Origin of the sequence: Streptomyces sp. NPDC049597 (assembly GCF_040675505.1) — a bacterium.
GTDB lineage: Bacteria > Actinomycetota > Actinomycetes > Streptomycetales > Streptomycetaceae > Streptomyces.
The window spans coordinates 1-24,685 of record NZ_JBFAOY010000033.1 but is presented as its reverse complement, the minus strand read 5'-3'; the positions used below and the strand labels follow the sequence as shown (position 1 = coordinate 24,685).

Sequence of the window (24,685 nt, the reverse complement as noted above, 5' to 3'; positions counted from 1 at the left end):
TGTCTGCGGGCCTGTTCACGAGGTGCGGGGCGGCGCCAGGGTCGCGCCGGTCACGAGTTCGCAGGGGAGGAGCCGCTGTGTCGTGTCCCCGGCCCCTTCGAGGAGTTCGGTCAGCAGCGCGACGGCCTGCCGGCCCATTTCCTCCCGCGGGATGCGGAATCCCGTGAAGTCGACGTCCGTCGGTACCGGAGTCGTCGGATCTCCCAGCGTCACCACCGACAGGTCGGCCGGCACCGCCAGGTCACGGCGCTGTGCGGCCGCGACCAGACCCACCGCGGTGGCGAAGTGCTCGACCAGGACCACCGTGGCCCGTGCGGCGAGCAGCGCCGACAGCAACTCGTCGGGATCGCGCTCGGGGGACAGTGCGTCGAAGGCGACGACGACACCGTCCTCCCGCGCCGCCTCGGTGGCCTGGAGGAAGCCGGCCCGCCGGTCCGCGGAGGACTCCACGTCGGCCCGCAGCCCGAGGTACGCCATGCGTCGGTGTCCGCGGCTCACCGCCAGCCGTACCAACTCGCCGACGCAGCCGGCGTAGTCGGCTCCCACGTACGGCACCGGGCCACCGGCGTCGTCGCGCCGGCCGACCGTCACGAAGGGGTATCCGTCGGCGACCATCCGCGTGAGGTCGTCGCGGTCGAGCGACCGGCCGAGCAGCAGGCAGCCGTCCGCGACGCGGAGCCGGTTGTCACCGCCGAAGATGCGCCGCCTCCCGCCGGTCACCGAAGCGCTCGTGAGCAGGAGCAGATCACAGCCGACCCGCTCGGCGGCCTCCTCGATGCCCACCAGGAAGGGGTGGTAGAAGTCGCTGCTGTCGCTGGGGAACACCGCTTCGTAGGTGAAGACACCGAGGATCCGGTTGTGCTTCGCCGCCAGCCGCCTGGCCACCGGGTCGGGCGCGTAGCCGTACTCCTGGATCACCCGCAGCACGCGCTCACGGGTCTCCTGCGGAATACGGATGTCGGCGTCGGCTCTGCCGTTGAGCACCAGGGAGACGGTCGGCTGACTGACCCCGGCCAGGCGGGCGATGTCCCGCTGCGTTATCCGCCGCGCTGGGCGACCAGTCGTCACGTACGCCTCCGATAATGCGGATTACCTCTCCGTCGGAGTTCAGTGTCAGGGGCGTGTTTCGGGCACGTCAACACTTGTGACGCTTGATAATTCGAATTATCAACGCTGGTTGCGGACTTGCCGACGTCACGGCCGTGAAACGCTGCTCCCCGGCCGTCGTTCGGCCCGGCCGTCCTCGCTCCGTCCGCCGCGTGCAACCGCCCGGTCCGCAACGGCGTGCCGGGCGGGGCATGAAGCTGCCGCAGCGGATGCTTCCACCGTCCTGATCAGGACCGCAGAGGCCGCTGCTCGCCCCGTCCCCGTGGTCAGGAGAAGACCACGCAGGCGGCGGCCGGCACGGACACCGCGCCGGCATAACGCAGTTGCCCGCTCTGCGGGTCCACGTCGAACCAGGTGACGTCCCCGGACCACTCGTTGGCGACATAGAGCCGGCGACCCTCGGGGTCGGGCACGAGGTCGCGAGGCCAACTGCCGCCGCTTTCCACACAGTCCGTGATCCGCGGCTTGTCGGCCGCATCGGCAAGGGAGAGCGTGACCAGTGTGTTGCTGCCGCGCACCGCCGCCCAGAGGAAGCGCCCGTCGGACGCCACACTGACGACCGAGGGATACGCCCGCTCCCCGTCCGGAAGGCCGTCCGAGAGGATGGGCACCTCACAGAGCGGTTCGAGGCGGCCGGACGCGGGGTCCCAGCGGCAGACGGTCACCTGCGGTTCCAGTTCGTGCAGTACGTAGACCGTCTCGCCGTCCGGGTGGAACGCGAGATGACGCGGTCCGGACCCGGAGCGCAACACGGTCTCGTCATGGCCCCGCAGCTCCCCGGTGGCGGGGTCCGGTGCCCAGACCCGTACCGAATCGGTGCCCAGGTCGACACTGAGCACCCAGCGGCCGCCGGGGTCGGGCAGCACCTGATGGGCGTGCGGTCCCTCCTGCCTGTCGGGATCGGGGCCGCGGCCGTGGTGCGCGAAGACGGAGGCGGTCCCCGACAGACTCCCGTCGGAGCGCACCGGCACGCTGCTGACGCTGCCCGAGGTGTAGTTGGCGGTCAGCAGGCGGTTCCCCGCCACACTGAGGTGAGTGGGACCGGACGCGCCCACCTCGACCACCGGGCCGAGCGCGGTCAGGCCCTCGGGGCCGGGCCGGAAGGCGCCCACCGCACCCCGCTCCGTCTCGCTCACCGCGTAGAGCACTCCGGTGTCCGGGGCGAGGGTGAGCCACGCGGGGTTCACGAACGGCGCGACCGCCGAGCGCGGCGTCAGTGCTCCGGTCGCCGGATCCACGGCTGCGACGGTGATGCCATGGCCGCCGCCCGAGGTGAACGACCCGATGTACGCGAGCTGTTCACCGCGCCGGTCCGCCCGGCTGCTCTGCTGCCTGCCGCTCACAGGATGCCCTCTGCTCTCGATCCGCCGGATGTCCGATGATCGGCCGGTGACTGCCGTCACCGCGCCGTTGCGCCACCGCATGCCCGGGCCGCGAGCGCACGGTGCCGGTCGTCCGCTTCCCGCGCAGCCGCCTGCCGGGTTCGCGGACTCGTTCGTCAGGGCTGGTTCTGCGCCTGAGTGGCGGCCGCGCTCGCGGCGTCCTTCTCGGTGGCCGCGCCGGCGGTGCTGAGTCTGCCGCCGCTGGATTCGAGGTGGGCACGGACGAACCACTGGAACAGTTCGAGACTCCGCAGCTGCTCGATGAGCATGTCCTGCGTGACGGGGTCGGTCTCCTCGGTGGCCCGCATGGCCTCGCGGTGGTCCTCGATGACGGAGGTGTAGACGAGGTCCAGGGCACCCAGGTGCTCGATGGCTTCGGCCCGGCCGATGGAGTAGTCGTCCCAGCCGCGGTCGGCGACCAGGGCACCGGGTGTTCCCTTCGGCTCGCCGCCGAGGGTGGAGATGCGCTCGGCCAGGTCGTCCGTCATGGCGCGGACCTGTTCCACCTGCGGGTCCAGCATCTCGTGGACGGCGATGAAGTGCGGCCCGACCACGTTCCAATGGATGTGTTTGAGCGTCAGTGCGACATCGTTCAGCGAGTGCAGGCGCATCTGCAGCAGCCCGATGATGTCGCCGCTGGTCTCACGGCTGATGCCGGGGACGGTGTACGACGGCTCGGAGGGCTGTGACGGCATGGTGTGCTCCCTGTCGGCGGCTTGGTCGGGCCTTCAGGCAAACACCCGAGCCGTCGCTTACCGGGGCAGGAGAGGGCAGTGGCGTCGTTTTTCACCGGTCCGGTCGCACCGATATTGCGCGGCGGGCGCAGGCTGCCGCACGGGCAGGACGGGGTCGAAATCGGCCGCGTCACCGGAACGGACCGGACGGAGGAGCGGACACGCGTTGCCGGAGAGGTCCAGGCCGGCCGGCACGGGGCCGGCCGGCCTGAACGTGGTGCGTCAGACCAGGTCGAAGCGGTCCAGGTCCATCACCTTGCTCCACGCCGCGACGAAGTCGTCCACGAACTTCTTCTTCGCGTCGTCGCTCGCGTAGACCTCCGCGAGCGCGCGCAGCTCGGAGTTCGAGCCGAAGACGAGGTCGGCACGGGTGCCCGTCCACCTGACCTCACCCGTGGCCGCGTCGCGACCCTCGAAGGTGGTCTGGTCCTCGGACGTCGCCTTCCACGTCGTGCCCAGGTCGAGCAGGTTGACGAAGAAGTCGTTGGTCAGAGCGCCGGGCGTCGTGGTGAAGACGCCGAGCTGGGACTGCTGGTGGTTCGCCCCCAGAACGCGGAGACCACCGACGAGCACCGTCATCTCGGGCGCGCTCAGCGTCAGCAGGTTCGCGCGGTCGAGCAGCAGGTACTCGGCCGGCAGGCGGTTGCCCTTCCCGAGGTAGTTGCGGAACCCGTCGGCCGTCGGCTCCAGTGCGGCGAACGACTCCGCGTCGGTGTGCTCCTCGGTCGCGTCGACGCGACCCGGGGTGAAGGGCACCTCGATGTCGTGGCCGGCGTCCTTGGCGGCTTTCTCCACGGCCGCGGAGCCGCCGAGCACGATCAGGTCGGCCAGGGACACCTTCTTGGCGCCGGAGCCCGCGTTGAACTCCTGCCGGATGCCCTCGAGGGTGCGCAGGACCGTGGCGAGCTGGTCGGGGTCGTTGACCTCCCAGCCGCGCTGCGGCTCCAGGCGGATGCGCGCGCCGTTGGCGCCGCCGCGCTTGTCGCTGCCGCGGAACGTCGAGGCCGACGCCCACGCGGTGCTGACCAGCTGCGAGACGGTCAGGCCCGAGTCGAGGAGCCTGGCCTTGAGGGCCGCGATGTCCTCGGCGTCGATGACCTCGCCCTCGGCCTGCGGCAGCGGGTCCTGCCACAGCAGGGTCTCCGCCGGGACCTCCGGGCCGAGGTACAGCGACTTCGGACCCATGTCGCGGTGGGTCAGCTTGTACCAGGCCCGGGCGAACGCGTCCGCGAAGTCCTCCGGGTTCTCGTAGAAGCGGCGGGAGATCGGCTCGTAGACCGGGTCGAAGCGCAGCGACAGGTCGGTGGTGAGCATCCGCGGGCGGTGCTTCTTCTCCGGGTCGAAGGCGTCCGGGACGGTCTCCGCGGCGTCCTTGGCGATCCACTGGTGAGCGCCGGCCGGGCTCTGCTCGAGCTCGTACTCGTACTCGAAGAGGTTCTTGAAGAACCCGTTGCTCCACTGGGTCGGGGTGGTGGTCCAGATGACCTCCAGGCCACTGGTGATGGCGTCCTTGCCCACGCCCGTGCCATAGGAGCTCTTCCAGCCCAGGCCCTGCTCCTCCATGGATGCGGCCTCGGGGTCGTTGCCCACGTGGTCGGCCGGGCCGGCGCCGTGGGTCTTGCCGAAGGTGTGACCGCCCGCGATCAGAGCGACCGTCTCCTCGTCGTTCATCGCCATCCGGCGGAACGTCTCACGGATGTCGCGGGCCGCGGCGATCGGGTCCGGATTGCCGTTCGGGCCCTCCGGGTTGACGTAGATGAGGCCCATCTGGACCGCGCCGAGGGGGCTCTCCAGTTCCCGGTCGCCGGTGTAGCGCTCGTCGCCGAGCCACGTCGACTCCGGACCCCAGTACACGTCCTCCTCGGGCTCCCAGACGTCCTCACGACCGCCGGCGAAGCCGAACGTCTTGAAGCCCATCGACTCCAGGGCGACGTTGCCCGCGAGAATCATGAGGTCGGCCCACGAGAGGTTCTGGCCGTACTTCTTCTTCACCGGCCACAGCAGGCGGCGGGCCTTGTCGAGGTTCCCGTTGTCCGGCCAGCTGTTGAGCGGGGCGAAGCGCTGCTGACCGGCCCCGGCGCCGCCGCGGCCGTCGCTGATCCGGTAGGTGCCCGCGCTGTGCCACGCCATGCGGACCATCAACGGGCCGTAGTGGCCGAAGTCGGCGGGCCACCAGTCCTGCGAGGTCGTCAGCACCTCGGCGATGTCCCGCTTCACCGCCGGGAGGTCGAGGCTCTTGAACGCCTCGGCGTAGTCGAACTCCTCGCCGAGCGGGTTGGCCACGACGGGGTTCTTGGCGAGGATCTTCAGGTTGAGCCGCTCCGACCACCACTGGCGGTTGCCGCCGCCCTGGGTCGGGTGCGGGGCGCGCCCGTGCGCGACCGGGCAGCCACCTCCCCCCTCCGTCTTCGCGTCGGTGACGATTGCGTCAGGGTTCTCAGCCATGGGAATCCTTCCGGACTATGCGGATCACGGTGCTCAGGAAGTACATGTGGTGGAACAGCCGGGGCACAGGCCCCGGTGGACGGTCCCGGCCTCGTGGACCAGGAGCCGCGCCGGAAGCGAGGGCCTTCTCGACCGAGGGGTCGCTGTCCCGCCGTACGGCCTCGAGCAGTAGGACGCCGGGGTGGCCGTCACGCGGGGACCGTCGCCGCGCTGCTCGGCGGTGGTCGCGTCACGTCTCTGTCTCCTGCCGTACCCGGGTCTTCCTGCCCTTGGCTGTCGCCGGAAAGGATCCTACAATGGACAGAGTCCAGGTCAAGAAGCTCGCCGATCCCATATTCCATCGGAATCCGGACATCGATCAGTGAACCTGAGGTATCCCATCGAGCCTGAACAGGTGAACCCATATGAGTGACCTGCTGGAGCGGCTGCGCGGGCGTGGCTGGCGGGTGACCTCGCAGCGGCGTGTGGTGGCGGAGGTGCTCGACGGCGATCACGTGCACCTCACGGCCGACGAGGTGCTCGCCCGTGCGGTGGAGCGGCTGCCGGAGATCTCCCGGGCGACCGTCTACAACACCCTCGGCGAGCTGGTGTCCCTCGGTGAGGTCGTCGAGGTCTCCACGGACGGCCGTGCCAAGCGCTACGACCCCAACGCACACCGTCCGCACCAGCACCTGGTCTGCTCCGGTTGCGGCACCATCCGGGACGTCCACCCGACCGGCGATCCACTGGCCGACCTCCCGGCCGGGGAACGGTTCGGCTTCACGGTCTCCGAAGCCGAGGTCACCTACCGCGGCCTGTGCCCGTCCTGCGCCTGACGAGCCGTCACATCCTGTCCGCAGCACCTGGAGCGCCCGTGGCTCGGGGCCGGACAGTGCCGGTGAGCGGCGATGCGTGGCGGTTCAGCCGCCAGATCACGTCGGTCCCGCTGTCCCCGGGAGCCACGGGCTGCGACACCTGTTCGCGCCGTACCTCGGTGAAGCCCAGGCGCCTGGGAACGGCCCCGCTGGCCGCGTTGGCCAGGTCGTGCACGATCTCCACGTACTCGACGTCCGGCAGCGACGCGAACGCCTCAAAGACCACGGCCGCCGCGGCCCGGGTCGCGATACCCCGCCCGACGGCGGCGGGGTGCAGCCAGTACCCCAGGACGCGGCCCTCCGGCTCGTCGGCACGGTAGAGGGAAAGACTGCCGACGAGCGCGTCGTTCGCCGTGATCGCGTAGTTGTACGCGTCGCCGCTCCGCCACTTCGGATCGCAGCCGGCGAGGAACTCGCGGGTGTGCTGCCGGCCGTGGCGGGCCACCCACGGCAGCCACGGCCGCAGGTGGTCGAGCGATTCCTCGATCATCCGGAACAGGGCGTCGAAGTCGTTCTCCGCCCGCCAGCGCCGCAGGGCGAAGTCCTGGCAGTCAATGGTCTCGCTCGGCTGCTCCATGGCGGCATCGTTGCCCACGCAGGGGATCACCGCAATCGGATATGGGCGACGGCCGACCGCCTCGGGACCCGCCGCGTGGGCGATCCAACGACCGGGCCGCAGCGGTGAGTTGCACCGAAGACGGCCGGTCTCGGGAGTGTCCGGGCCAAAGGGGAACGCCCGCTCGGCGGGGGGCCGGACCTACCATGACGGCATGGCCGTCGACCTCTTCGCAGGCATCCCCGTCAACGACTACGCAGCGGCCCTGGCCTGGTACCGACGGCTGCTCGGCTCCCCGCCGACGTACGTGGCGAGCGACACGGAGGCCGTGTGGGAACTCGCGGAGCACCGGTCCGTGTTCATCGAACACCGGCCCGGCCACGCCGGCCACGCCATGCACACGGTCTTCGTCGACGACCTCGACGCCGTCGTCACAGGGATCTCCGACCGCGGGCTGGAGCCCGCGAGACGCGAGACCTACCCGAACGGCGTGCGCAAGGTCATGTACCGCGACCCGGACGGCAACGAGATCGCGTTCGGCGGCGCTCCGCTCTGACCTCGGGCGGGTGCGGGGCCGGTCGGTGGCGCCGCCCCTTGCCCCTGGAAGCCGGCGCACGGCCCCGCCGCCGTTCGGCCGTGGCTTTTTCCACAGCCCGCCGGAAGCGCCTAGGACGCCGTCCGGGGGCGGGGTGCACGCCGCATGGACCACAGCACCGGTCCGCCCCCGGGCAGTCGCAGCTCCTCGCGCACGGTGAAGCCGAAGTGCTCGTAGAAGGGGAGGTTGGACGGCTTGGAGGACTCCAGATAGACGGGCAGGCCCGCCGTGTCGGCCTTGGCGAGCCCCGAGCGCAGGAGGGCGGCCCCGTGCCCCTGGCCCTGGGCGGCCGGGTCGGCGCCGATCACCGCCAGGTACCAGTGGGATTCCGTCGGTGCGTGCTCGGCCGCTGCCGCGACGGCATCGCGGAACAGCACAGCCCGGTCACCGAGGATGCTCTGGAGTTCCTGAACGGTCTCCCCGTCGGGAACGGCCTTCTCCTGCCCCTCCGGCGGTACCCAGAAGGCGGCCGCCGCGTCGGTGCGCTCGCACACGCCGTGGCGGGCGTACTGCCGGGTGAAGATGGTGGTGAAGTACCGGCCCAGCCCGGCCTCGCGCGAGGCGTCGTCGGGGAAGAACCAGCGCATCATCGGGTCGTCGTCGAAGGCGCAGGCCAGGGTGTGGCCGACGAGGTGAGCGTCGTCGATCCCTGCCGTCTTCGGGGTGTTGGTCATCGGCATACGGATCATTCTGCACGCCTGGTGATCTTCGATGTTCGGCGGGTGGACCCCAACGGCCGGACCAGCGCCGCCCGCACCTGCGGCGCGGAGCAACGCCATGTCCCCACCTTTGTTGTGTCCGAACGGGGAGGTCGATGATCACCCCTCGTGAACGTAGTGACTATCACGCGTGACCGACAATCGCCCAGCCGCTTTCCCATCCGGCGTCGCGGCCCGCTCCGGCCGCCGCCTCCGTGAGGAAACGGAGCGCGCGCAGGCGGCTTCTGCTCGGCGGCCACGCTGGGCAACACCCGGCCATGTCCGCCGGAATCCCGCGCGTACCGGGGCGCCCCGCCACCAACCGGAGTCGTACCCCCACCGAGCCCGGCCGTCCTTGCCGGCGGGATCCGCGTCTGCCGGACGACCCTAGAGGCCGAAGACCTTGGGGGTCGCGGCCAGTGCCCTGAAGTACTCGTGCGGATGCGCCACGAGCCTGCGTGCCTTCAGGTCCATCAGGCCGCCGACACCCGTCACCTCGGCCGCCACCGTGCCGTCGGACGCGCGGATCGTCTGCTCGATACGGAAGGTCTTGCCCTCACCCCAGACGAACGCGCACGTCACCTCCACCTCGTCGCCCGCCCGTAGTTCCCGCAGGTAGCGCACCGTGACCTCCAGGGCCACCGGTCCCACGCCCTTGTCCAGGAGATCCGCCTGCCGGATGCCCGCCTTCTGCAACAACGACCAGCGCGCGTGTTCCGCGTACTGGAGGTAGACGGCCTGGTTCAAGTGGCCCTGGGTGTCGGTCTCGTATCCGCGTACGACTACGGGCACCGAAAACGGCTCTGCCACGGCATTCCTCTCGACGACAGCACTGACTGAGCGGTTGCTCATTCAGGGCAACCGTCCAGCGGCCCCCGGCATTCCGCCACGGGGTCTCGTGAATCCCCGCCGCCGTCGGCGCAACCAGGGTCGGCGGTACGGTCGCCGGCGTCGTGGCGGAGGAGCGGGTCCCGCTCGACGGCCGGTTGCCGAAAGCGGTTGCTCGCAGGGCGGACGGCTGATCATCATGAGCGTTGGCTGATCAACCATCTCTACGAGGGGTCCGCGGTGACGATCGTGACGAGGGCTGACGACTTCGATCCGGCTTTCCTGGAGGAGGCCGTCACCAAAGTGGCGGAAAGGACGGGGTTCTCCGGCGCGGTCCGTGTCACGCGGCACGCAGAGCCCGTATTCACCCGGGTGTTCGGGATGGCCTCACGCCGGTGGTCCGTACCCAACACACACAACACGCGATTCCGTGTGGCGTCGGTGTCCAAGACGTTCACTGCAGTGGCTGTCCTGCAACTCGTCGAGCGGAAGCTGGTGCGCCTGGACGACCCACTGGTGGACTTCGTGAAAGACCATGTGCCCGCCCTCGATCCGCGTGTCACTGTCCACCACGCCCTGACGATGACCTCGGGCATCGGCGACTGGTTCGAGGAGGGCAGCGACGACTGGGAGGCCGAATGGGCGGCCCTGACGTCCTCCCACCCGCTCTACCTCCTGCGGGACAACAAGGACTACCTGCCGCTGTTCACCGAGAAGCAGCCCCACTTCCCGCCCGGGGAACGCCACCTCTACAACGGTGCCGGTTACATCCTGCTCGGCCTGCTCATCGAATCGGTGACCGGCCGCTCCTTCGAAGAGGTCATCACGGACGACGTCTTCGCGCGCGCCTCCATGAGTGCTTCCGGGTTCCCGGCCCTGGACGACCTGGGACCGGACATCGCGGAGGGGTATCTCGCCACCGCTGACAGCCCGACGCCGTACCGGACCAATCACTACGCGACCACCCCTCGTGCCGCTGCCGACGGAGGGGCTACGTGCAGTGCCGCGGATCTGACGGCCTTCGCCCACGCACTGCGCCACGGGCGGCTGTTGAACGAGGAGACCACGCGCCTGGCACTGACACCGCAGGTCGAGGAGCGGGAGGAGAGGGTCCGCGGCTACCGCTGGATGTACGGCTTCGGCCTCACCCACATCCTCGACGACGAAGGAACCGTCGTCCGCTGGGGCCACACGGGTGAGGAGGACGGGGTCAGTGCCCGTCTCTACCACTACCCGCAGCGCGACCTGGACGTCGCTGTTCTCGGCAACATCAGCTGGTGCGCCGGCGACATGGGGTGGGCAGTCCACGACGCCCTCGTCGGCAGCGGGGACCGTCGCGTGTCGTAGGACGCCGGAGCAGCGGGTCAACGAGCCGGGGGCTCGCGGCTCCCGGGCTCCCGGACGCGGCACCGGAGCCCCTACAACACGCCTCCGGGGCACGCCCTCTGCCGGGGGGACGTGCTTCTGTGAGCGGGCGCACGCCCCTTCATCCCGAGAGGACCCCCATGAGTACGGACATCGATGTTCTCGTCCTCGGAGGTGCCGGTGTGGACACCATCGTCTACGTCCCCGAGTTGCCGCTGCCCTTCGCCGACAGCTACATGATCCGTCCCGGTATCGAGACGCGGGCGGGACAGACCGGGGACTTCGTCGCACTCGGGTTGAGCGCACTCGGCCTGAACACCCATCACCTCGATGTCATCGGTGACGATCACGAAGGTGACCTGGTCCGTGCGGTACATCGGGAGCGAGGGGTCGCGTTCACCGAGGTCGTGCTGCCCGGCGGCACCAAGCGCGCGGTCAATCTCGTCGGCCCCGACGGACGACGGCTCTCGCTGTACGACGCCAGCCGCTCTCAGGAGGACGACCGGCTGCCGGAAGCGACGGTCAAGGCACTGGCCGCGGTGAGTCGCCACGCCCATGTCTGCATCACCCACCCCTGCGCCTTTGCCCTGCCCGCCCTCCGCGAATCCGGCCTCACCGTCTCGACCGACCTGCACGACTGGGACGGCGTCAACGCGTATCACGAGCCGTTCGCGTACCAGGCGGATGTCGTCTTCCTGTCCACCACGGCCTTGGCCGACCCCGAGCGAACCATGCGGCGGATCACCGAGCGGGGCCGAGCCGAAGTCGTCGTCGCGACGGCCGGGGCCGAGGGCGCGTACCTGCTCGTAGGCGACGAGATGACGCACATTCCGGCCGTACCGCTCCCGGGGCCGGCCGTGGACAGCAACGGCGCGGGTGACGCCTTCGCGTCCGGCTTTCTCTACGGCTGGCTGTCCGGCCGGTCACCGCACCGGTGCGGCCTGTACGGCGCGGTGACCGCGGCCCACGCCTGCACCGTGCCGTCGACGAGCACCGATCCCCTCAGCCGCGACGAACTGCACGCGCGCGTCGAGCAGTTGGACTCCGCGACGCCGACGCACCCGGTACCCGTCGACGCGCGCGAACGCGGGTGACGAACGACTTCTCGCTCCGCGGTTGAGGCGTGCAGACCCACGAGGGGATCCTCGTGGGTCGACGGACCGCTGGACAAGCGGCCTTGCGCTTCGCGAAGGGCGTCCACAGCGGACGACAGGGGGCAGGAGGAAGAACCCACTCCTTGCCACTCTCAACGTATAGCGCACCGGGGGGCTTGCGGCAAGGCCCGGGTCGTGCCGCAGAATCGCCGACCGAGGTCGGACTCTGCGGAATTGGGAGATTCACGAGGTGCGTGTGGTGTTGTCGGTTGATCGGTTGTGCGGTGATGTCGAGCCGGTGGGGGGACCCGCGCTGCGCCCGCGGGAACGCGGTGCCACGGCGGGGGTGTGCGCGCCGCCGGACTTTCGCGAGCGCGGTCTCACATCGGAGGTGATGGCATGAAGTCTCTGACCACCAGCGCGTTCGACCTCCCCGACCACCTCTCGCCCAAGGCGGACCCGGGGCTGATCGCCGACGACGAGCAGCACTTCGCGGCCATCGCGGAAAGCCTTGAGCAAGCGATCGCCGAACTGTCCGACCGCCTCGATGCCGAGCGCAGGGCGCCCGGCGGGACGGGCCGGCAGGCGATGGAGCGGGACGCGGAGATCCACCGGCTCACCGGTCGCCTGCGCGCCCTGCGTCGCTTCGGTCTGGACCTGTGTCTCGGCCGCATCGTCGGCGCGGACGGCCCCGAGCCCGTGTACATCGGACGCCTCGGCCTGACCGACAGCACGGGCCGTCGGCTGCTGCTCGACTGGCGATCCCCCACGGCTGAGCCGTTCTTCGCGGCGACCCACGCCAACCCGATGGGTCTGGCAAGCCGCCGCAGGTATCGCTGGACCGGTGGGCGGATCAGCGACTACTGGGACGAAGTGTTCACCGCCGAGGGGCGTGAAGGGCACGCCGCGCTCGACGACCAGTCCGCCTTCATCGCCGGCCTCGGCAGCCACCGGTCTGCCCGGATGCGAGACGTGCTCTCCACCATCCAGGCCGACCAGGACGCCATCATCCGGGCGGGATCCCGTGGCGCTCTCGTCGTCGACGGCGGTCCGGGCACCGGGAAGACCGTCGTCGCTCTGCACCGCTCCGCCCACCTCCTCTACTCCGACCCCCGCCTCGGTCACCGTCGGGGCGGCGTGCTGTTCGTCGGTCCGCACCGGCCCTACCTGGCCTACGTCGCGGACGTCCTGCCCAGCCTCGGAGAGGAGGGCGTACAGACCTGCACCCTGCGGGACCTCGTCGCCGAGGGGGCCGCGGCAGCGATCGAGGCCGACCCGCACGTGGCTCGCCTGAAATCGTCCGCGACCATGGTGAAGGCGATCGAGAAGGCCGTCAGGTTCTACGAAGAGCCCCCCGCGCAGGGGATGACCGTCACGACTCCCTGGTCCGACGTCTGGCTGAGCGCCGACGAGTGGGCCGAGGCGTTCGCGGCGGCAGGACCGGGTACCCCGCACAACGAGGCGCGCGACCAGATCTGGGAGGAACTGGTCACGATCCTGCTGGACAAGCACGACGGCGACGTTCCGCCCGACCTGTTCCGCCGGTCGCTGCTGCAGGACGAAGAACTGGTCGGGACGCTCGACCGCGCATGGCCGCTGCTCGAAGCGGCTGACCTCGTCGGCGACCTGTGGACGGTACCCGCCTACTTGCGGATGTGCGCTCCCTGGCTCGGCCCCGACGACGTGCGGAAGTTGCAGCGCGAGGACGCCCAGGCGTGGACGGTGTCCGACCTGCCGCTCCTGGACGCGGCACGACAGCGGCTCGGCGACCCGGAGGCGTCACGACGCAGGCGTCGGCACGAGGCCGCTGTCGCCGCGGAACGCGAGCGCATGGCCGACGTCATCGACAACGTGCTCGCTGCCGATGACGACGGCGAGGGCGCGGTGACGATGCTGAGGGGACAGGACCTGCGGGACAGCCTGATCGACGAGACCGCGCTGCCCGGCACCGAACCGGATCTGCTCGCAGGCCCGTTCGCGCACATCGTCGTGGACGAGGCGCAGGAACTGACCGATGCGGAGTGGCAGATGCTGCTGCTCCGGTGCCCGTCCCGGAGCTTCACCATTGTCGGGGACCGCGCCCAGGCCAGGCACGGGTTCACGGAGTCGTGGCAGGAACGGCTCGAGCGGATCGGGCTCGACCGGATCGAAGTGGCCTGCCTGAGCGTCAACTACCGGACGCCGGAGGAAGTCATGGCGGAGGCCGAACCGGTCATCCGGTCCGTGCTCCCGGACGCCAATGTGCCGACCTCCATCCGCAGCAGCGGCGTCCCCGTCGTCCACGGAACTGTCGCGGATCTGGACTCGATCCTCGACACCTGGCTCGCCGCACACACCGACGGGATCGCGTGCGTCATCGGCGACCCCACGTTCCGGGCGACACCCCGCGTCCGGTCGCTGACCCCGCAGCTGTCGAAGGGACTCGAGTTCGACCTGGTCGTCCTCGTCGACCCGGAGACATTCGGCGCGGGGATCGAAGGGACCGTCGACCGCTACGTCGCGATGACCCGGGCGACCCGGCAACTCGTCATTCTCACGAGTTCCTGACGCCCAGGACAAGGCGGTCGTCCGATCCGGTAGCCGGGTGGGCCGGGGGAGGACCGTCCCGGCCGGCACGATCGGGGACACCACCTGGTCGTGGCAGGGTGCCGTGCCCGCCGGAATTCGCCTGCAGGCTGTACTTCCCCATCCGTGGCTGGCGTTCGGCGTCGATGCGTTCGTCGACGCGATGCCCGCCGGGTTGCAGGCGTCGGACGAGGGGATCGAGATCGCGGCGGACGGCGTCGTGAAGGTGGGGGCGGAATTCAGGGCGCTGGAAGCGGCATGGATGGAGGGCGTCGCGGCGATGGCCCGTGCGGGCGCCAGGGTCGTCATCGACGACGTCTTCCTCGGCGGAGCGGCGTCCCAGCAACGGTGGCAGAAGGTGCTGGGCGAGCTGGAGGTGCTGTGGGTCGGCGTCAGGTGTGAGAAGTCGGTCGCCGCCGGCCGCGAGGTCGCACGTGGCGATCGGGTCCGGGGAATGGCAGCGTCGCAGGCGGACGTGGTTCACGACGGTGTGATGTACGACCTGGAGGTGGACACGACGCACACCGAGGCGCTGGTGTGCGCGCGAACCATCGCGGCCCGCGTCAGCTGATCGACGCATCGGCTCCCGGCGGAACGAAGGAGCTGAAGAGGGCCGGGCTGCCACGGCGAATGGAGCAACTCTCGTTTGCGCGCAGCAGACGCGGACCTGAGCCTGACGCCATGAGGAGCAGACCCAAGGTGACCGTCGAGCCACCGGACAGCCGCGGGCTACGCGAAATCGCGATCGGCGGCACGACGGTGGGCAGCGCGTGGTCGCTGCGCGACCTGAGGAAAGTCCTCAGTCGCCTCGGTTATCCGCGGGACATGGACGTGGAAGACCGTGCAACCGTGCACTGGCGTGCGGCAGACAGCGGGACCTGGCCCGACCGTGCGTGGAGGAGACGCGCGACCACAACGCTGATGATGGCGGGGCTGCTCGGATCCATGACGCTCCTGATCGTTGTCGGGAGCCCGGATGCGGTCGGCGCGCTCACCTTCGCGGGGAGACTCACCGGCATCCTGTTGATCCTCTTGGGCGGCGTCGAGGGTGTGGCCGCACTCGCCGTGCTCGACCACTGCGGAAAGCGGCAGGTGACGTTCTCCGGAGCAGTTGTCCTGATCGGCGTGCTCATCGCATCGGCCTTCAACAGTCTCCTGCTGTTTCTGTGGCTCCAGGAAAGAGAGTACACGCCGTATCTGCTGGCGTACTTCCCGCTCTGGTGCTGGTCCTTGTGGGCGCTCTGGCGGGTCATACGCGACAAGGCATGGAGGGGAACTCCTCACCCCAAGAGATTTGCGGCGGGGGTGGCTGCCACCACGCTCCTGGCAGGTGTCAACTTCGCTTATTCCGCGATCTATCAACCCACCTCTTCTCCCGTCCTTTTCAAACTGAAGGCCGAATTCGGCGTGCCTCGGATCGATCCGGAACTGGACATCATCCACCTCCCGCTGACTCTGCAGGTTGAGAACACGGGAAAGGTCCCGGCGTACATCATCAGCGACAACTATTCGGTGTATGGGCTCAGGGGCGACTTCTCCGACGGGACGGAGGGTCTGAGGGAGCGGAGGAGGGTCATGGAGAACGGTCATGACGTGGCGCTCTTCACTGGCATCCCCGAAAAGTACACCATAAGCGCTGGATTGTTCTACGGGCCGGGCGCGTGGCTCGAGCCAGGTGAGGAGTACAGCGAGAAGAAGCTGGTCCAACTGCCCAGGTCTGCCGGATACGACGCGATACAGGCCGACCTCACAGTCGAATTGATGAGAAAGGATCGCGGGAAGGTGGATGTGGAAGAGTTCATCGTCCCGCACTCCTCGTGGCGCAAGAACGAAGGAGTCTACTGTCCTCCCGGTAGGTGCGAGGAATATGTCGCCTATCGCGCAGGACTCCGCCACAACAACAACATCATCAATGTGACGCGTCGGCCGGTGTATGTGACCTCTCTTTGGGGCGTGACTCCCGTCGAGTCACATTGCGCGGCATTCATTTCGTCGTCGCCCAATTTCGTGCCGGCAACCCTTCGCGATGCCATCCGCGCCCAAAACGAGAACAAGAGGGAGAGGGAAAGATATGGTGTCGGTGCGGTTGACGCGCAAGCGATCGTGTCTTTTGCTGAAGTGCTGACCTCGGTGACGTCCTGAGGCTCGGAGGACGGGGTACGGCTTCCCGTTCGGCCACCACCCGGCGGCATGGGCTGCCTGGCGCCTCCGTGCCTCTCGCAGGGCAGGTCGCCGGGTTGCGGGATGCGGTGAGGGGGCGAAGAGTTGTTCTGTACGTCTGTGCATCTCCTGTGACCCTGCGCCGCCTCAAGGGCCAAGTTCCCCAAGCGCACCTGGAACCGTCATGGCCAGAAGCCCCCGGAGACACATCTCTCGCCTTCTTGGCGTCCCTTGTTTGAGCGTCGTGCTCGCGCTGCCCACGGGCTTGGCCACTGCTGTGGCACAGTCTGCTGCCCTCGTTCAGACCACGAAGGCAGCACCTGGTCAACCCACGCCTCCGCCGCCGGATCCGCCCGAGCCGCCACCACCGCCTGATTCACCTGATCCACCCGACCCACCCCCACCGCCACCGCCACCGCCTGATTCACCTGATCCACCCGATCCACCGCCACCCTCGGAAGAGCCGACGGAGGCCGCACCGGCGAACCCGGGGGAACTGAAGAAGGCACTGGGAGATGCGATAACGCAACTGACGGCCCCGAAGGCGATGAAGGAGCAGTTGAACAAGGTACTGACCAGGACACTGGCCGTCATGGAAGCCCCGGAGACGACGCCCAAGGAGCGGGCCGCGTACGGGAGGATCCTGGACGGGATCATCAAGACGCTGAAAATGGCCCAGGACCCGAAGGCGACGCCGCAAGAGCGCGCCACGTACAGGAACATTGGAGACAATCTCGCCGAAGCGGTGGAGAGAATACCTGAATTGCCGCCTGAGGAGCGGGTGCCCTGCATGGTCAGCGTGGAAGCGACCGCCACTGTGGCGGAGAAGCTCCAGGAACCCAACTACAGGCCGAAGGATCCGGAGGATCGATTCAAGATCCAGAAGAGGGTGGAGGAGACCAGCGACGCGCTGGCGAAAGCACGGGATCCGCGGGCGACACCGAAGGAGCGGAGTGAGGCGCAGAGAAAGCTGGATCGCAGGGCCGGCTCGCTTCAGCACCCCCAGTACCTGGAATTCATTGAAGAAGTCAAGCGCCACAAGGCCCCCGTGGCCTGTGTCGTCATGATCAGGAATCGGACGCGTGAGGTGGGTTGGCACGACGGATCCCTCTGGGGTCTGTCCGATTCGGCGTGCGCTGCGACGGTGGCCGAGGCAGCCAAGAGCAGCAGCCGGTGGAGCTCACTGTTCGCGTGCGTGCAACGAACTCCGTTCTCCAAGTGCGGGACTCACATTCCGAAGAGCTGAGCGCGCGACGCTCTTGGTGTTCTCACCGCCTCGGCGCAACTGCTGGTGACTCCGGGCCTGGTCCGAACGGACGGGGTTTGGGCACTCATTGGTCCGAGGCGCCGACGGCTGCGGCGGGGACAGCCGCGGGAGGTGCGGGCCAGTTGCGCATCGCGTGTTGCTGGACCGTGGTGAGGCGATGAACCACGACGACGGCGAACACGGCCGCGATGATGTCCACGATGTCGGAGCCGTTGAGCATGCGGAGGGCTTCGCGGATGGCGTCGGGCTCTTGCGCGCGCTCGTACGTACGGATCGCGACCTGGTCCACGAGCTGGCTGCCCAGCCAGGCCGCCCACCACACATTGACGATCCCGCTCCCCGGCTGCTGCCGCCCCTCGTCCGTGTACGGTGTGCTGGCCCGCCAGGAGTCGAGGGCGATGCGGCGCGGGAACCACCAGCACACCACGGGGACGATCCACCCCCAGATCGCCCAGCCCGATGTCTTGCTGTGCGCATCGGGAGCCAGGAGCCCGGCGTTGCGCCGTACCCGGTGGAACCAGACGATGAAGACCACCCCGCAGGCGAGCAGGGTGTTCACCTGCAGCGTTCCGGACCACGTGTAGTGGGACTCGAGGCCGGAGTACCTCCGTGCGGAAGCGTCGTCCCAGCCTGCCTGCGCCACATCGGCCCAGATCCCGTAGAGCCGGATTCCGGTCAGCAGCGAGTACAGGTCGGCGGCGACCACGAGGGCCAGTGTGACGTACACGGCCCGGGACCATGCCGTCAGCGGCTTGGGCCCGGGTCTCGAGTCGATGGCGTTGACCGAGGACATACCGAACGACCCCCCACAGGTTGGAAGCGCGCCCGGCGAGGGTGGGCCGCCGGGCGAACATACGCTGTGCTCGGTCGAGTCGTCCATCGAGTACCTGCGCCGTTGAACAGGGGTGCCCAGGCCCGGCGGACGTGGACCGGCTCGACCGGTTGACTTGGAGCGCGCTCCAGGACCTAGCGTCGTGGGCAGTGGTTCCGATTCCAGGAGGCAGCACCATGACCGACATCCCCACCCGACACCTCGGCGAACTGCCGGTTCCCGCACAGGGCCTGGGATGCATGGGCATGAGCCACGGCTACGGCACCGCGGGCGACGCGGAGTCGATCGCGACGCTGCACCATGCCCTCGACCTCGGGGTCACCTTCCTCGACACCTCCGACTTCTACGGTGCCGGACACAACGAGGAGTTGATCGGACGGGCCATCGCCGGGCGCCGGGACGAGGTGGTGCTGGCCACGAAGTTCGGCTTCGCCAACCGTCTGGGGGAGCCCACCCGGATCCGCGGCGACGCGGCCTACGTGCGGCAGGCGTGCGACGCGTCGCTGCGTCGCCTCGGGGTCGACCACATCGACCTCTACTACCAGCACCGGGTCGATCCGCAGGTGCCGATCGAGGAGACCGTCGGAGCCATGGCAGAGCTGGTGCGGGCCGGGAAGGTCCGCCACCTCGGCCTGTCCGAGGCCGGCGCGCGAACCATCCGTCGGGCGCACGCGGTGCACCCGATCGCCGCGCTGCAGAGCGAGTGGTCGCTGTGGACCCGCGACCTGGAGGCGGAGATCGCCCCGGTCTGCCGCGAACTGGGCATCGGCCTGGTCCCGTTCTCCCCGCTCGGGCGCGGCTTCCTCACCGGCCGGTACAACTCCGTCGAGGGGCTGGCGGAGACCGACGTACGGCGCGGCCAGCCGCGTTTCGCCGACGGCAACCTCGAACGGAACCTGGCGATCGTCGCCGAGCTCAACGAACTGGCCGCGGCGAAGGGAGTCACCGCCGGCCAACTCGCCCTGGCCTGGGTGCAGCACCGGGGCGACGACGTGGTGCCGATCCCCGGAACCCGGCGGCAGCGGTACCTGGAGGAGAACATCGCGGCCCTGTTCGTCGAGCTGTCCACCGAGGACCTCGCCGCCGTCGAGGCCGCCGCACCGCCCGGGCAGGTCGCGGGCACCCGCTACGACGCGACCAGCCTCACCTTCGTCAACGGCTGAGCCGGCCGAACCGTCCCTACCCCCGGTTCCGGCGGCTGACACCCGGCGACCTCGTCCTCAGTCGTGCGGGAGTCTCCGGCGTGGTCGGTCCGTCGTCCGATCAGCACACGCCCGGTGTGCGGGCGCCCGGCCCGCCGTGGCGGGGCCACGCCGGTTCAGGCCTCGGTCCGCTCGTCGGCGTCATGGTCCCGGGTCTTCGTGGCGTTGTGCGCAGCCGGGCGCAAGAGGTGTTCTCCGGCGAGTTGGACCGCTTCGCGTCTGGTGTACCCGGGGTGGTCCACGACGATGAAGTGGCGGCCGATGGCGAGTGCGAACGCCAGGATGCTGCGCGCCTCGATCTCGTCGGGGTCGGTGAGGAAGGCGCCGAACATCTTCCGCAGGAACTCCATGCGTTCGTTGTCGATACGCCGCAGGCGTTTCGCCACGGACGCGTCGTGGCGGGCCCAGGCCCGGACCGCGAGATCGATACGGTGGAGGTCTTCCGAGAAGGTCAGTTGACCGGCGCGCCGGATCCTCTCGGCGGGGTCGCCGCCCTCGGCGTCGACCTGGGCGAGGACCTCTCCGGTGCAGCGGCGTTCCCACTCGTCGAGCATCTCGGTGAGCAACGCGGGACGGCCGTCGAAGTAACCGTAGAAGCCGCCCTTGGTCACGCCCAGTTCGGCGGCGAGCGTCTCGACACGGACCGCGTCGGGGCCCCCTCGGGCGAGTGCTTCGAGGCCCGCTTCGATCCAGCGGCCTCGTGGTGTGCGGGCCACGGCAGTCGGCCACCTCCATTGATCGCGTCGGAGTTGTACGTTACCGTACATTCGAAAATTGTACGGTGTCGTATAAACGAGAGGCCGAACCGTGCCACGACTCGCAGAGACCGCCTACACCGAGCAGCCGTGGCGCATCCACGAGTTCACGAAGGACTTCTGCGTCGAGGACGTGTGGTCGTTCCGCACCCCAGGAGCCGGGCCCGACGACTTTCCGTTGATGCTGGCGGCGATGCGAGCAGCCGGCGGACCCGCGAAGCAGCCCTGGCTGGTGAGGCTCCTGTTCGCCGTTCGATGGAAGCTCGGCGCAATCTTCGGCTGGGACAAGCCCTCGGCGGGCGTCGGTGAGCGGGTCTCCTCGCTCCGCGACCGCCTGCCCGACGACCTCCGCGACGCTCCGCGCGGACCGGACGACGAGGGCATGCCCCTGAAAGCGGTCTACGAGCTCGACAGGGAGTCCGCTCGCGAGCTGGCGAACAAGACCGTGCACACCGTGATGCATCTCGGCTGGGTGCAGGGAGCGAACGACGGCTACGAACTGCGGATGGCCGTCCTCGTCAAACCCAACGGAACATTCGGGCGGCTCTACATGGCCGCCATCGCCCCTTTCCGGCACCTCATCGTGTACCCGTCGCTGACTCGGCAGTGGGAGCGAGCCTGGCGCGATCGCAACGAGGTGAAGGCGAAGGACGAGGAGGGGGAGTCGTGTTGAACTCCAGGAAGCGACTGCTCCGCTGTGCGAGCGGGATCATGCTCGTGCTGGGAGCAGGCCACCTGTCCCTGCTGGCGCTCATCGCCCGGGACGATGTCACCGGCTGGGCGGACCGCGGGATATGGGCAGCCGTCCCGCTCGAACTCGCGGGGGGCGCCGATCCGACGGCGCGGACACTCCAGAACGAGGTCGCCTTCTGGGCCGGCCCCGGGAGCTTCTCCGTGCCTCTGGTTCTCCTGGGCTGCCTCGTATGGCACCTCGCCGGACGTGGTGTGGCCGTGCCGGCCGGAATCGGCTGGGGCCTCGCGGCATGGTGCGCGGTGGGTGGCGTCCTCCTCGTGCCGTCCCCGTTCTTCGCGGGGACGGTCGCCGGGGCGCTCATCGTCCTGGCGGCACGGAAGAAGGACGGGTCCGAGGCAGTCCCCGGCCCGGAGGCAGCCCGAGACCCGGAGGCAGCCCGAGGCCCGGAGGCAGCCGAGGCCTGATCTCCGCAGGCGCGGCGTCAGGTGCCGAGCCGGGTGTCAGGTGCTGAGGGACGCGCGGCGGATCGCGGCGAGCGCGCGTCTCACGTCGTCGTCGGTCGTGGACCAGTTGCTCACCGAGATCCGCATGACGCGCCGGCCGTGCCACGTGGAACCGCTGATCCACGCCGTACCGTCGTCGAGCAGCCGGCTCAGCACCTGATCGGTGCGTTCGTCGTCGCCGAAGTCGGCGCACACCTGGGTGAACACCACGTCGTTGAGCACTCTCGCGCCGTCGATCCCGGCGATGCCGGTGGCGAACGCGGATGCGTGCCGGCACAGCCGCTCGACGAGGTCGGCCACACCGGACCGGCCGAGGGACCTGAGCGCGGCCCACACCGTGAAGGCCCTTCCCCGCCGGGAGAGTTCGGGGACCTTGTCGATGGGGTCGCCGCCCTCGTCCTGGATGAGGTAGTCGCCGTGGAGGCCCATCGCCGCCCGGAGCGCCAACGGGTCGCGCACGATCGCGAGGCCGCAGTCGTAGGGGACGTTCAGCGTCTTGTGGGCGTCGGTCGCCCACGAGTCGGCGTCCGCGCACCCCGCCGTCAGGCGCGCGTACGCCGGGGAGGCGGCCGCCCACAACCCGAACGCGCCGTCGACGTGCACCCACGCATCCTTCTCGCGACTGGCGCGGATCGTCTCGCCGAAGGGGTCGAAGGCGCCGGAGTGGATGTCCCCGGCCTGGAGGATCACGATCGTGGGGCCCTGTCCGCCGGCCGCCAGGGCGTGCCGCAGGGAATCGGGTGCGATGCGTCCTTCGTCGTCCGCCTGCACCGGTTCGGGTTCGCCGAGCCCGAGGTAGCGCAGCGCGAGGTCGACGGCCATGTGGCGGTCCGCGCCGACGACGACGCGCACAGGTGGTCCGCCGGTGAGACCGTCGCGGGAGACGTCCCAGCCGGCACGCCGCAGCACCGCGTCGCGCGCGGCGGCGAGGCAGGTGAAGTTCGCCATCGTGGCGCCTGTGGTGAAGCCGACGGCACTGTCGCCCGGCAGGCCGAGCAGGTCGAGCAGTCAGGCACTCGCGATGTCTTCCACCGCCGTGTACGCGGGCGAGACGGCGCGCATCACACAGTTCTGGTCCCAGGCGCTGACCAGCCAGTCCGCGGCCAGCGCGGCCGGCTCACCGCCGCCGACCACGAACCCGTAGAAGCGGCCGCTGGGAAAGGCGGTGAGCCCCGGCTCACTGGCCGCGGCGAGCAGGTCGACGACATCGGCGGGCGTGCCCGGCCGGTCGGGCAGGTCGGCGCCGAGTGCGCGAACGATCTCGTCGACCGAAGCGCGGGCGGGAACCCGGCGGTCGGACAGGCTCGCCAGCCATCGGACGGCATGGCCGTATGCCTGTCGGAGCGCCGCCTCGCGCGCGTCCATACCTCGGACTATGGGACAGGTGGCACAGCTGTGCAAGCCGCGACGGGCCCGGAGCTCCGCTCGCGGATCCGCACATCGCCGCACCCGGTCCGCCGACGGCGGTGCCTCGAAGCCTTTGCATGATCATGCGAGATGGTGCATAATCTTCCTATGTCCAAGGTCCTCACCTCCCTGCCCGCCGGCGAACGCGTCGGCATCGCCTTCTCGGGCGGCCTCGACACCTCGGTCGCGGTCGCGTGGATGCGCGACAAGGGTGCCGTCCCGTGCACCTACACCGCCGACATCGGCCAGTACGACGAGCCCGACATCGGCTCGGTGCCGGGCCGTGCGAAGACCTACGGCGCCGAGATCGCGCGCCTCGTCGACTGCCGCGCCGCGCTGGTCGAGGAGGGCCTGGCCGCGCTCACCTGCGGTGCGTTCCACATCCGCTCGGGCGGGCGCGCCTACTTCAACACCACGCCGCTCGGCCGCGCCGTCACGGGCACGCTCCTGGTGCGGGCGATGCTCGAGGACGACGTCCAGATCTGGGGCGACGGCTCGACCTTCAAGGGCAACGACATCGAGCGGTTCTACCGGTACGGCCTGCTCGCCAATCCGAACCTGCGGATCTACAAGCCCTGGCTGGACGCGGACTTCGTGACCGAGCTCGGCGGCCGCAAGGAAATGTCGGAGTGGCTTCTCGCCCACGACCTGCCCTACCGCGACAGTACGGAGAAGGCGTACTCCACCGACGCCAACATCTGGGGCGCCACCCACGAGGCCAAGACGCTGGAGCACCTGGACACCGGTGTGGAGACCGTGGAGCCGATCATGGGCGTCCGGTTCTGGGACCCCTCGGTCGAGATCGCGGCCGAGGACGTGACCATCGGCTTCGAGCAGGGCCGGCCGGTGACCATCAACGGCAATACGTTCGCGTCCGCGGTCGACCTGGTGACGGAGGCCAACGCCATCGGCGGCCGGCACGGCATGGGCATGTCGGACCAGATCGAGAACCGGATCATCGAGGCCAAGAGCCGCGGCATCTACGAGGCGCCCGGCATGGCCCTGCTGCACGCGGCGTACGAGCGCCTGGTCAACGCCATCCACAACGAGGACACCCTCGCCCAGTACCACAACGAGGGACGGCGCCTCGGCCGGCTCATGTACGAGGGCCGCTGGCTGGACCCGCAGGCGCTCATGGTCCGCGAGTCGCTGCAGCGCTGGGTCGGCGCGGCGATCACCGGCGAGGTGACCCTGCGGCTGCGGCGCGGAGAGGACTACTCGATCCTCGACACCACGGGCCCGGCGTTCAGCTACCACCCGGACAAGCTGTCCATGGAGCGCACCGAGGACTCGGCGTTCGGCCCGGTGGACCGGATCGGCCAGCTCACCATGCGCAACCTCGACATCGCGGACTCCCGCGCCAAGCTGGAGCAGTACGCCGGGATCGGCCTGATCGGCACCGCCCAACCCGCGATCGGCGCGGCCCAGGCGGCCGCGACCGGGCTCATCGGCACCCTGACGGAGGGCGGCGCGGAGGCCATCGCCTCCCGCGGCGAGGTCTCCGCCGAAGACGAGATGCTGGACCGCGCCGCGATGGAGTCCGGCACGGACTGACGAGGCGTATGCACAACGGAAGGGCCGGTTCGGCGCCGCTGGCGCCCAACCGCCCCCAACGGCCTGCCGGGCCCGCCCAGAGGCCGGC

23 protein-coding genes are annotated in these 24,685 nt (G+C 69.6%); 12 read left to right on the top strand and 11 right to left on the bottom strand.

Going from position 1 to position 24,685, the window contains the following annotated elements; all coding sequences use genetic code 11:
* Positions 1 to 15: 15 nt before the first annotated feature.
* From AB0K02_RS28365 to katG, 4 genes are all read right to left on the bottom strand, one after another.
* Positions 16 to 1,068 (bottom strand): LacI family DNA-binding transcriptional regulator, encoded by a 1,053-nt coding sequence (locus tag AB0K02_RS28365; protein ID WP_365995386.1) that lies wholly within the window; start codon positions 1,066 to 1,068, stop codon positions 16 to 18.
* A gap of 305 nt (positions 1,069 to 1,373) precedes the next feature.
* Positions 1,374 to 2,450 (bottom strand): lactonase family protein, encoded by a 1,077-nt coding sequence (locus tag AB0K02_RS28360; RefSeq protein ID WP_365995385.1) that lies wholly within the window; start codon positions 2,448 to 2,450, stop codon positions 1,374 to 1,376.
* A 155-nt stretch (positions 2,451 to 2,605) separates the two neighbouring features.
* Positions 2,606 to 3,184: a DNA starvation/stationary phase protection protein gene (locus AB0K02_RS28355; RefSeq protein ID WP_365995384.1), complete on the bottom strand. Its 579-nt coding sequence runs from the start codon at positions 3,182 to 3,184 to the stop codon at positions 2,606 to 2,608.
* Positions 3,185 to 3,445: 261 nt separating this feature from the next.
* On the bottom strand, positions 3,446 to 5,668 hold the full coding sequence (gene katG, locus AB0K02_RS28350) for a catalase/peroxidase HPI (protein ID WP_365995382.1): 2,223 nt from the start codon (positions 5,666 to 5,668) through the stop codon (positions 3,446 to 3,448).
* Positions 5,669 to 6,072: 404 nt separating this feature from the next.
* On the opposite strand from katG, the gene AB0K02_RS28345 reads away from it, so the two are divergent.
* Positions 6,073 to 6,483, top strand: a complete 411-nt coding sequence (locus AB0K02_RS28345; RefSeq protein WP_365995380.1) for a Fur family transcriptional regulator — start codon at positions 6,073 to 6,075, stop codon at positions 6,481 to 6,483.
* Between the two features lie 7 nt (positions 6,484 to 6,490).
* On the opposite strand, the gene AB0K02_RS28340 is transcribed toward AB0K02_RS28345, so the two are convergent.
* Positions 6,491 to 7,099 (bottom strand): GNAT family N-acetyltransferase, encoded by a 609-nt coding sequence (locus AB0K02_RS28340; RefSeq protein ID WP_365995378.1) that lies wholly within the window; start codon positions 7,097 to 7,099, stop codon positions 6,491 to 6,493.
* 193 nt (positions 7,100 to 7,292) lie between these two features.
* Between AB0K02_RS28340 and AB0K02_RS28335 the strand changes: the two genes are divergently transcribed.
* Positions 7,293 to 7,634 carry a VOC family protein gene (locus tag AB0K02_RS28335; RefSeq protein WP_365995376.1) on the top strand — a complete coding sequence of 114 codons (342 nt, stop codon included), beginning with the start codon at positions 7,293 to 7,295 and terminating at the stop codon, positions 7,632 to 7,634.
* Positions 7,635 to 7,744: 110 nt separating this feature from the next.
* Here AB0K02_RS28335 and AB0K02_RS28330 read toward each other — a convergent pair whose 3' ends face one another.
* Entirely contained in the window at positions 7,745 to 8,362 is a 618-nt protein-coding gene (locus tag AB0K02_RS28330; protein WP_365995374.1) for a GNAT family N-acetyltransferase, read from the bottom strand.
* A 396-nt stretch (positions 8,363 to 8,758) separates the two neighbouring features.
* A complete protein-coding gene (locus AB0K02_RS28325; protein ID WP_365995373.1) occupies positions 8,759 to 9,181 on the bottom strand; it encodes an acyl-CoA thioesterase in 423 nt (140 codons plus the stop codon).
* A gap of 258 nt (positions 9,182 to 9,439) precedes the next feature.
* On the opposite strand from AB0K02_RS28325, the gene AB0K02_RS28320 reads away from it, so the two are divergent.
* The 6 genes from AB0K02_RS28320 (at position 9,440) to AB0K02_RS28295 (ending at position 17,629) form a co-directional block, all read left to right on the top strand.
* On the top strand, positions 9,440 to 10,546 hold the full coding sequence (locus AB0K02_RS28320; RefSeq protein WP_365995372.1) for a serine hydrolase domain-containing protein: 1,107 nt from the start codon (positions 9,440 to 9,442) through the stop codon (positions 10,544 to 10,546).
* A 158-nt stretch (positions 10,547 to 10,704) separates the two neighbouring features.
* Positions 10,705 to 11,658 carry an adenosine kinase gene (locus AB0K02_RS28315; RefSeq protein ID WP_365995370.1) on the top strand — a complete coding sequence of 318 codons (954 nt, stop codon included), beginning with the start codon at positions 10,705 to 10,707 and terminating at the stop codon, positions 11,656 to 11,658.
* Positions 11,659 to 12,057: 399 nt separating this feature from the next.
* Positions 12,058 to 14,205 carry an RNA polymerase recycling motor ATPase HelR gene (gene helR / locus AB0K02_RS28310; RefSeq protein ID WP_365995369.1) on the top strand — a complete coding sequence of 716 codons (2,148 nt, stop codon included), beginning with the start codon at positions 12,058 to 12,060 and terminating at the stop codon, positions 14,203 to 14,205.
* Positions 14,206 to 14,308: 103 nt separating this feature from the next.
* Entirely contained in the window at positions 14,309 to 14,794 is a 486-nt protein-coding gene (gene cpt, locus AB0K02_RS28305) for a chloramphenicol phosphotransferase CPT (RefSeq protein ID WP_365995368.1), read from the top strand.
* A gap of 128 nt (positions 14,795 to 14,922) precedes the next feature.
* On the top strand, positions 14,923 to 16,365 hold the full coding sequence (locus AB0K02_RS28300) for a hypothetical protein (RefSeq protein ID WP_365995367.1): 1,443 nt from the start codon (positions 14,923 to 14,925) through the stop codon (positions 16,363 to 16,365).
* Positions 16,366 to 16,930: 565 nt separating this feature from the next.
* Entirely contained in the window at positions 16,931 to 17,629 is a 699-nt protein-coding gene (locus AB0K02_RS28295) for a hypothetical protein (RefSeq protein ID WP_365995366.1), read from the top strand.
* 85 nt (positions 17,630 to 17,714) lie between these two features.
* On the opposite strand, the gene AB0K02_RS28290 is transcribed toward AB0K02_RS28295, so the two are convergent.
* Positions 17,715 to 18,377: a DUF4328 domain-containing protein gene (locus AB0K02_RS28290; protein WP_365995365.1), complete on the bottom strand. Its 663-nt coding sequence runs from the start codon at positions 18,375 to 18,377 to the stop codon at positions 17,715 to 17,717.
* Between the two features lie 281 nt (positions 18,378 to 18,658).
* On the opposite strand from AB0K02_RS28290, the gene AB0K02_RS28285 reads away from it, so the two are divergent.
* Positions 18,659 to 19,645 (top strand): aldo/keto reductase, encoded by a 987-nt coding sequence (locus AB0K02_RS28285; RefSeq protein WP_365995364.1) that lies wholly within the window; start codon positions 18,659 to 18,661, stop codon positions 19,643 to 19,645.
* Between the two features lie 155 nt (positions 19,646 to 19,800).
* On the opposite strand, the gene AB0K02_RS28280 is transcribed toward AB0K02_RS28285, so the two are convergent.
* Entirely contained in the window at positions 19,801 to 20,451 is a 651-nt protein-coding gene (locus AB0K02_RS28280; RefSeq protein ID WP_365995363.1) for a TetR/AcrR family transcriptional regulator, read from the bottom strand.
* A 40-nt stretch (positions 20,452 to 20,491) separates the two neighbouring features.
* Here AB0K02_RS28280 and AB0K02_RS28275 point away from each other — a divergent pair, with 40 nt between their 5' ends.
* Both AB0K02_RS28275 and AB0K02_RS28270 read left to right on the top strand, forming a co-directional pair.
* Complete coding sequence (locus AB0K02_RS28275; RefSeq protein ID WP_365995362.1) at positions 20,492 to 21,112, top strand: DUF2867 domain-containing protein; 621 nt, start codon at positions 20,492 to 20,494, stop codon at positions 21,110 to 21,112.
* Positions 21,106 to 21,597: a DUF6463 family protein gene (locus tag AB0K02_RS28270; protein WP_365995361.1), complete on the top strand. Its 492-nt coding sequence runs from the start codon at positions 21,106 to 21,108 to the stop codon at positions 21,595 to 21,597. Before AB0K02_RS28275 ends, AB0K02_RS28270 begins: the two co-directional genes overlap by 7 nt.
* Before the next feature lie 36 nt (positions 21,598 to 21,633).
* Here the strand turns inward: AB0K02_RS28270 and AB0K02_RS28265 are convergent, their stop codons facing one another.
* Positions 21,634 to 22,626: a pyridoxal-dependent decarboxylase gene (locus AB0K02_RS28265; protein WP_365995424.1), complete on the bottom strand. Its 993-nt coding sequence runs from the start codon at positions 22,624 to 22,626 to the stop codon at positions 21,634 to 21,636.
* An 18-nt stretch (positions 22,627 to 22,644) separates the two neighbouring features.
* Positions 22,645 to 23,001, bottom strand: a complete 357-nt coding sequence (locus AB0K02_RS28260) for a hypothetical protein (protein ID WP_365995360.1) — start codon at positions 22,999 to 23,001, stop codon at positions 22,645 to 22,647.
* Between the two features lie 150 nt (positions 23,002 to 23,151).
* Between AB0K02_RS28260 and argG the strand changes: the two genes are divergently transcribed.
* Complete coding sequence (gene argG, locus AB0K02_RS28255; RefSeq protein ID WP_365995359.1) at positions 23,152 to 24,597, top strand: argininosuccinate synthase; 1,446 nt, start codon at positions 23,152 to 23,154, stop codon at positions 24,595 to 24,597.
* Positions 24,598 to 24,685 lie beyond the last annotated feature (88 nt).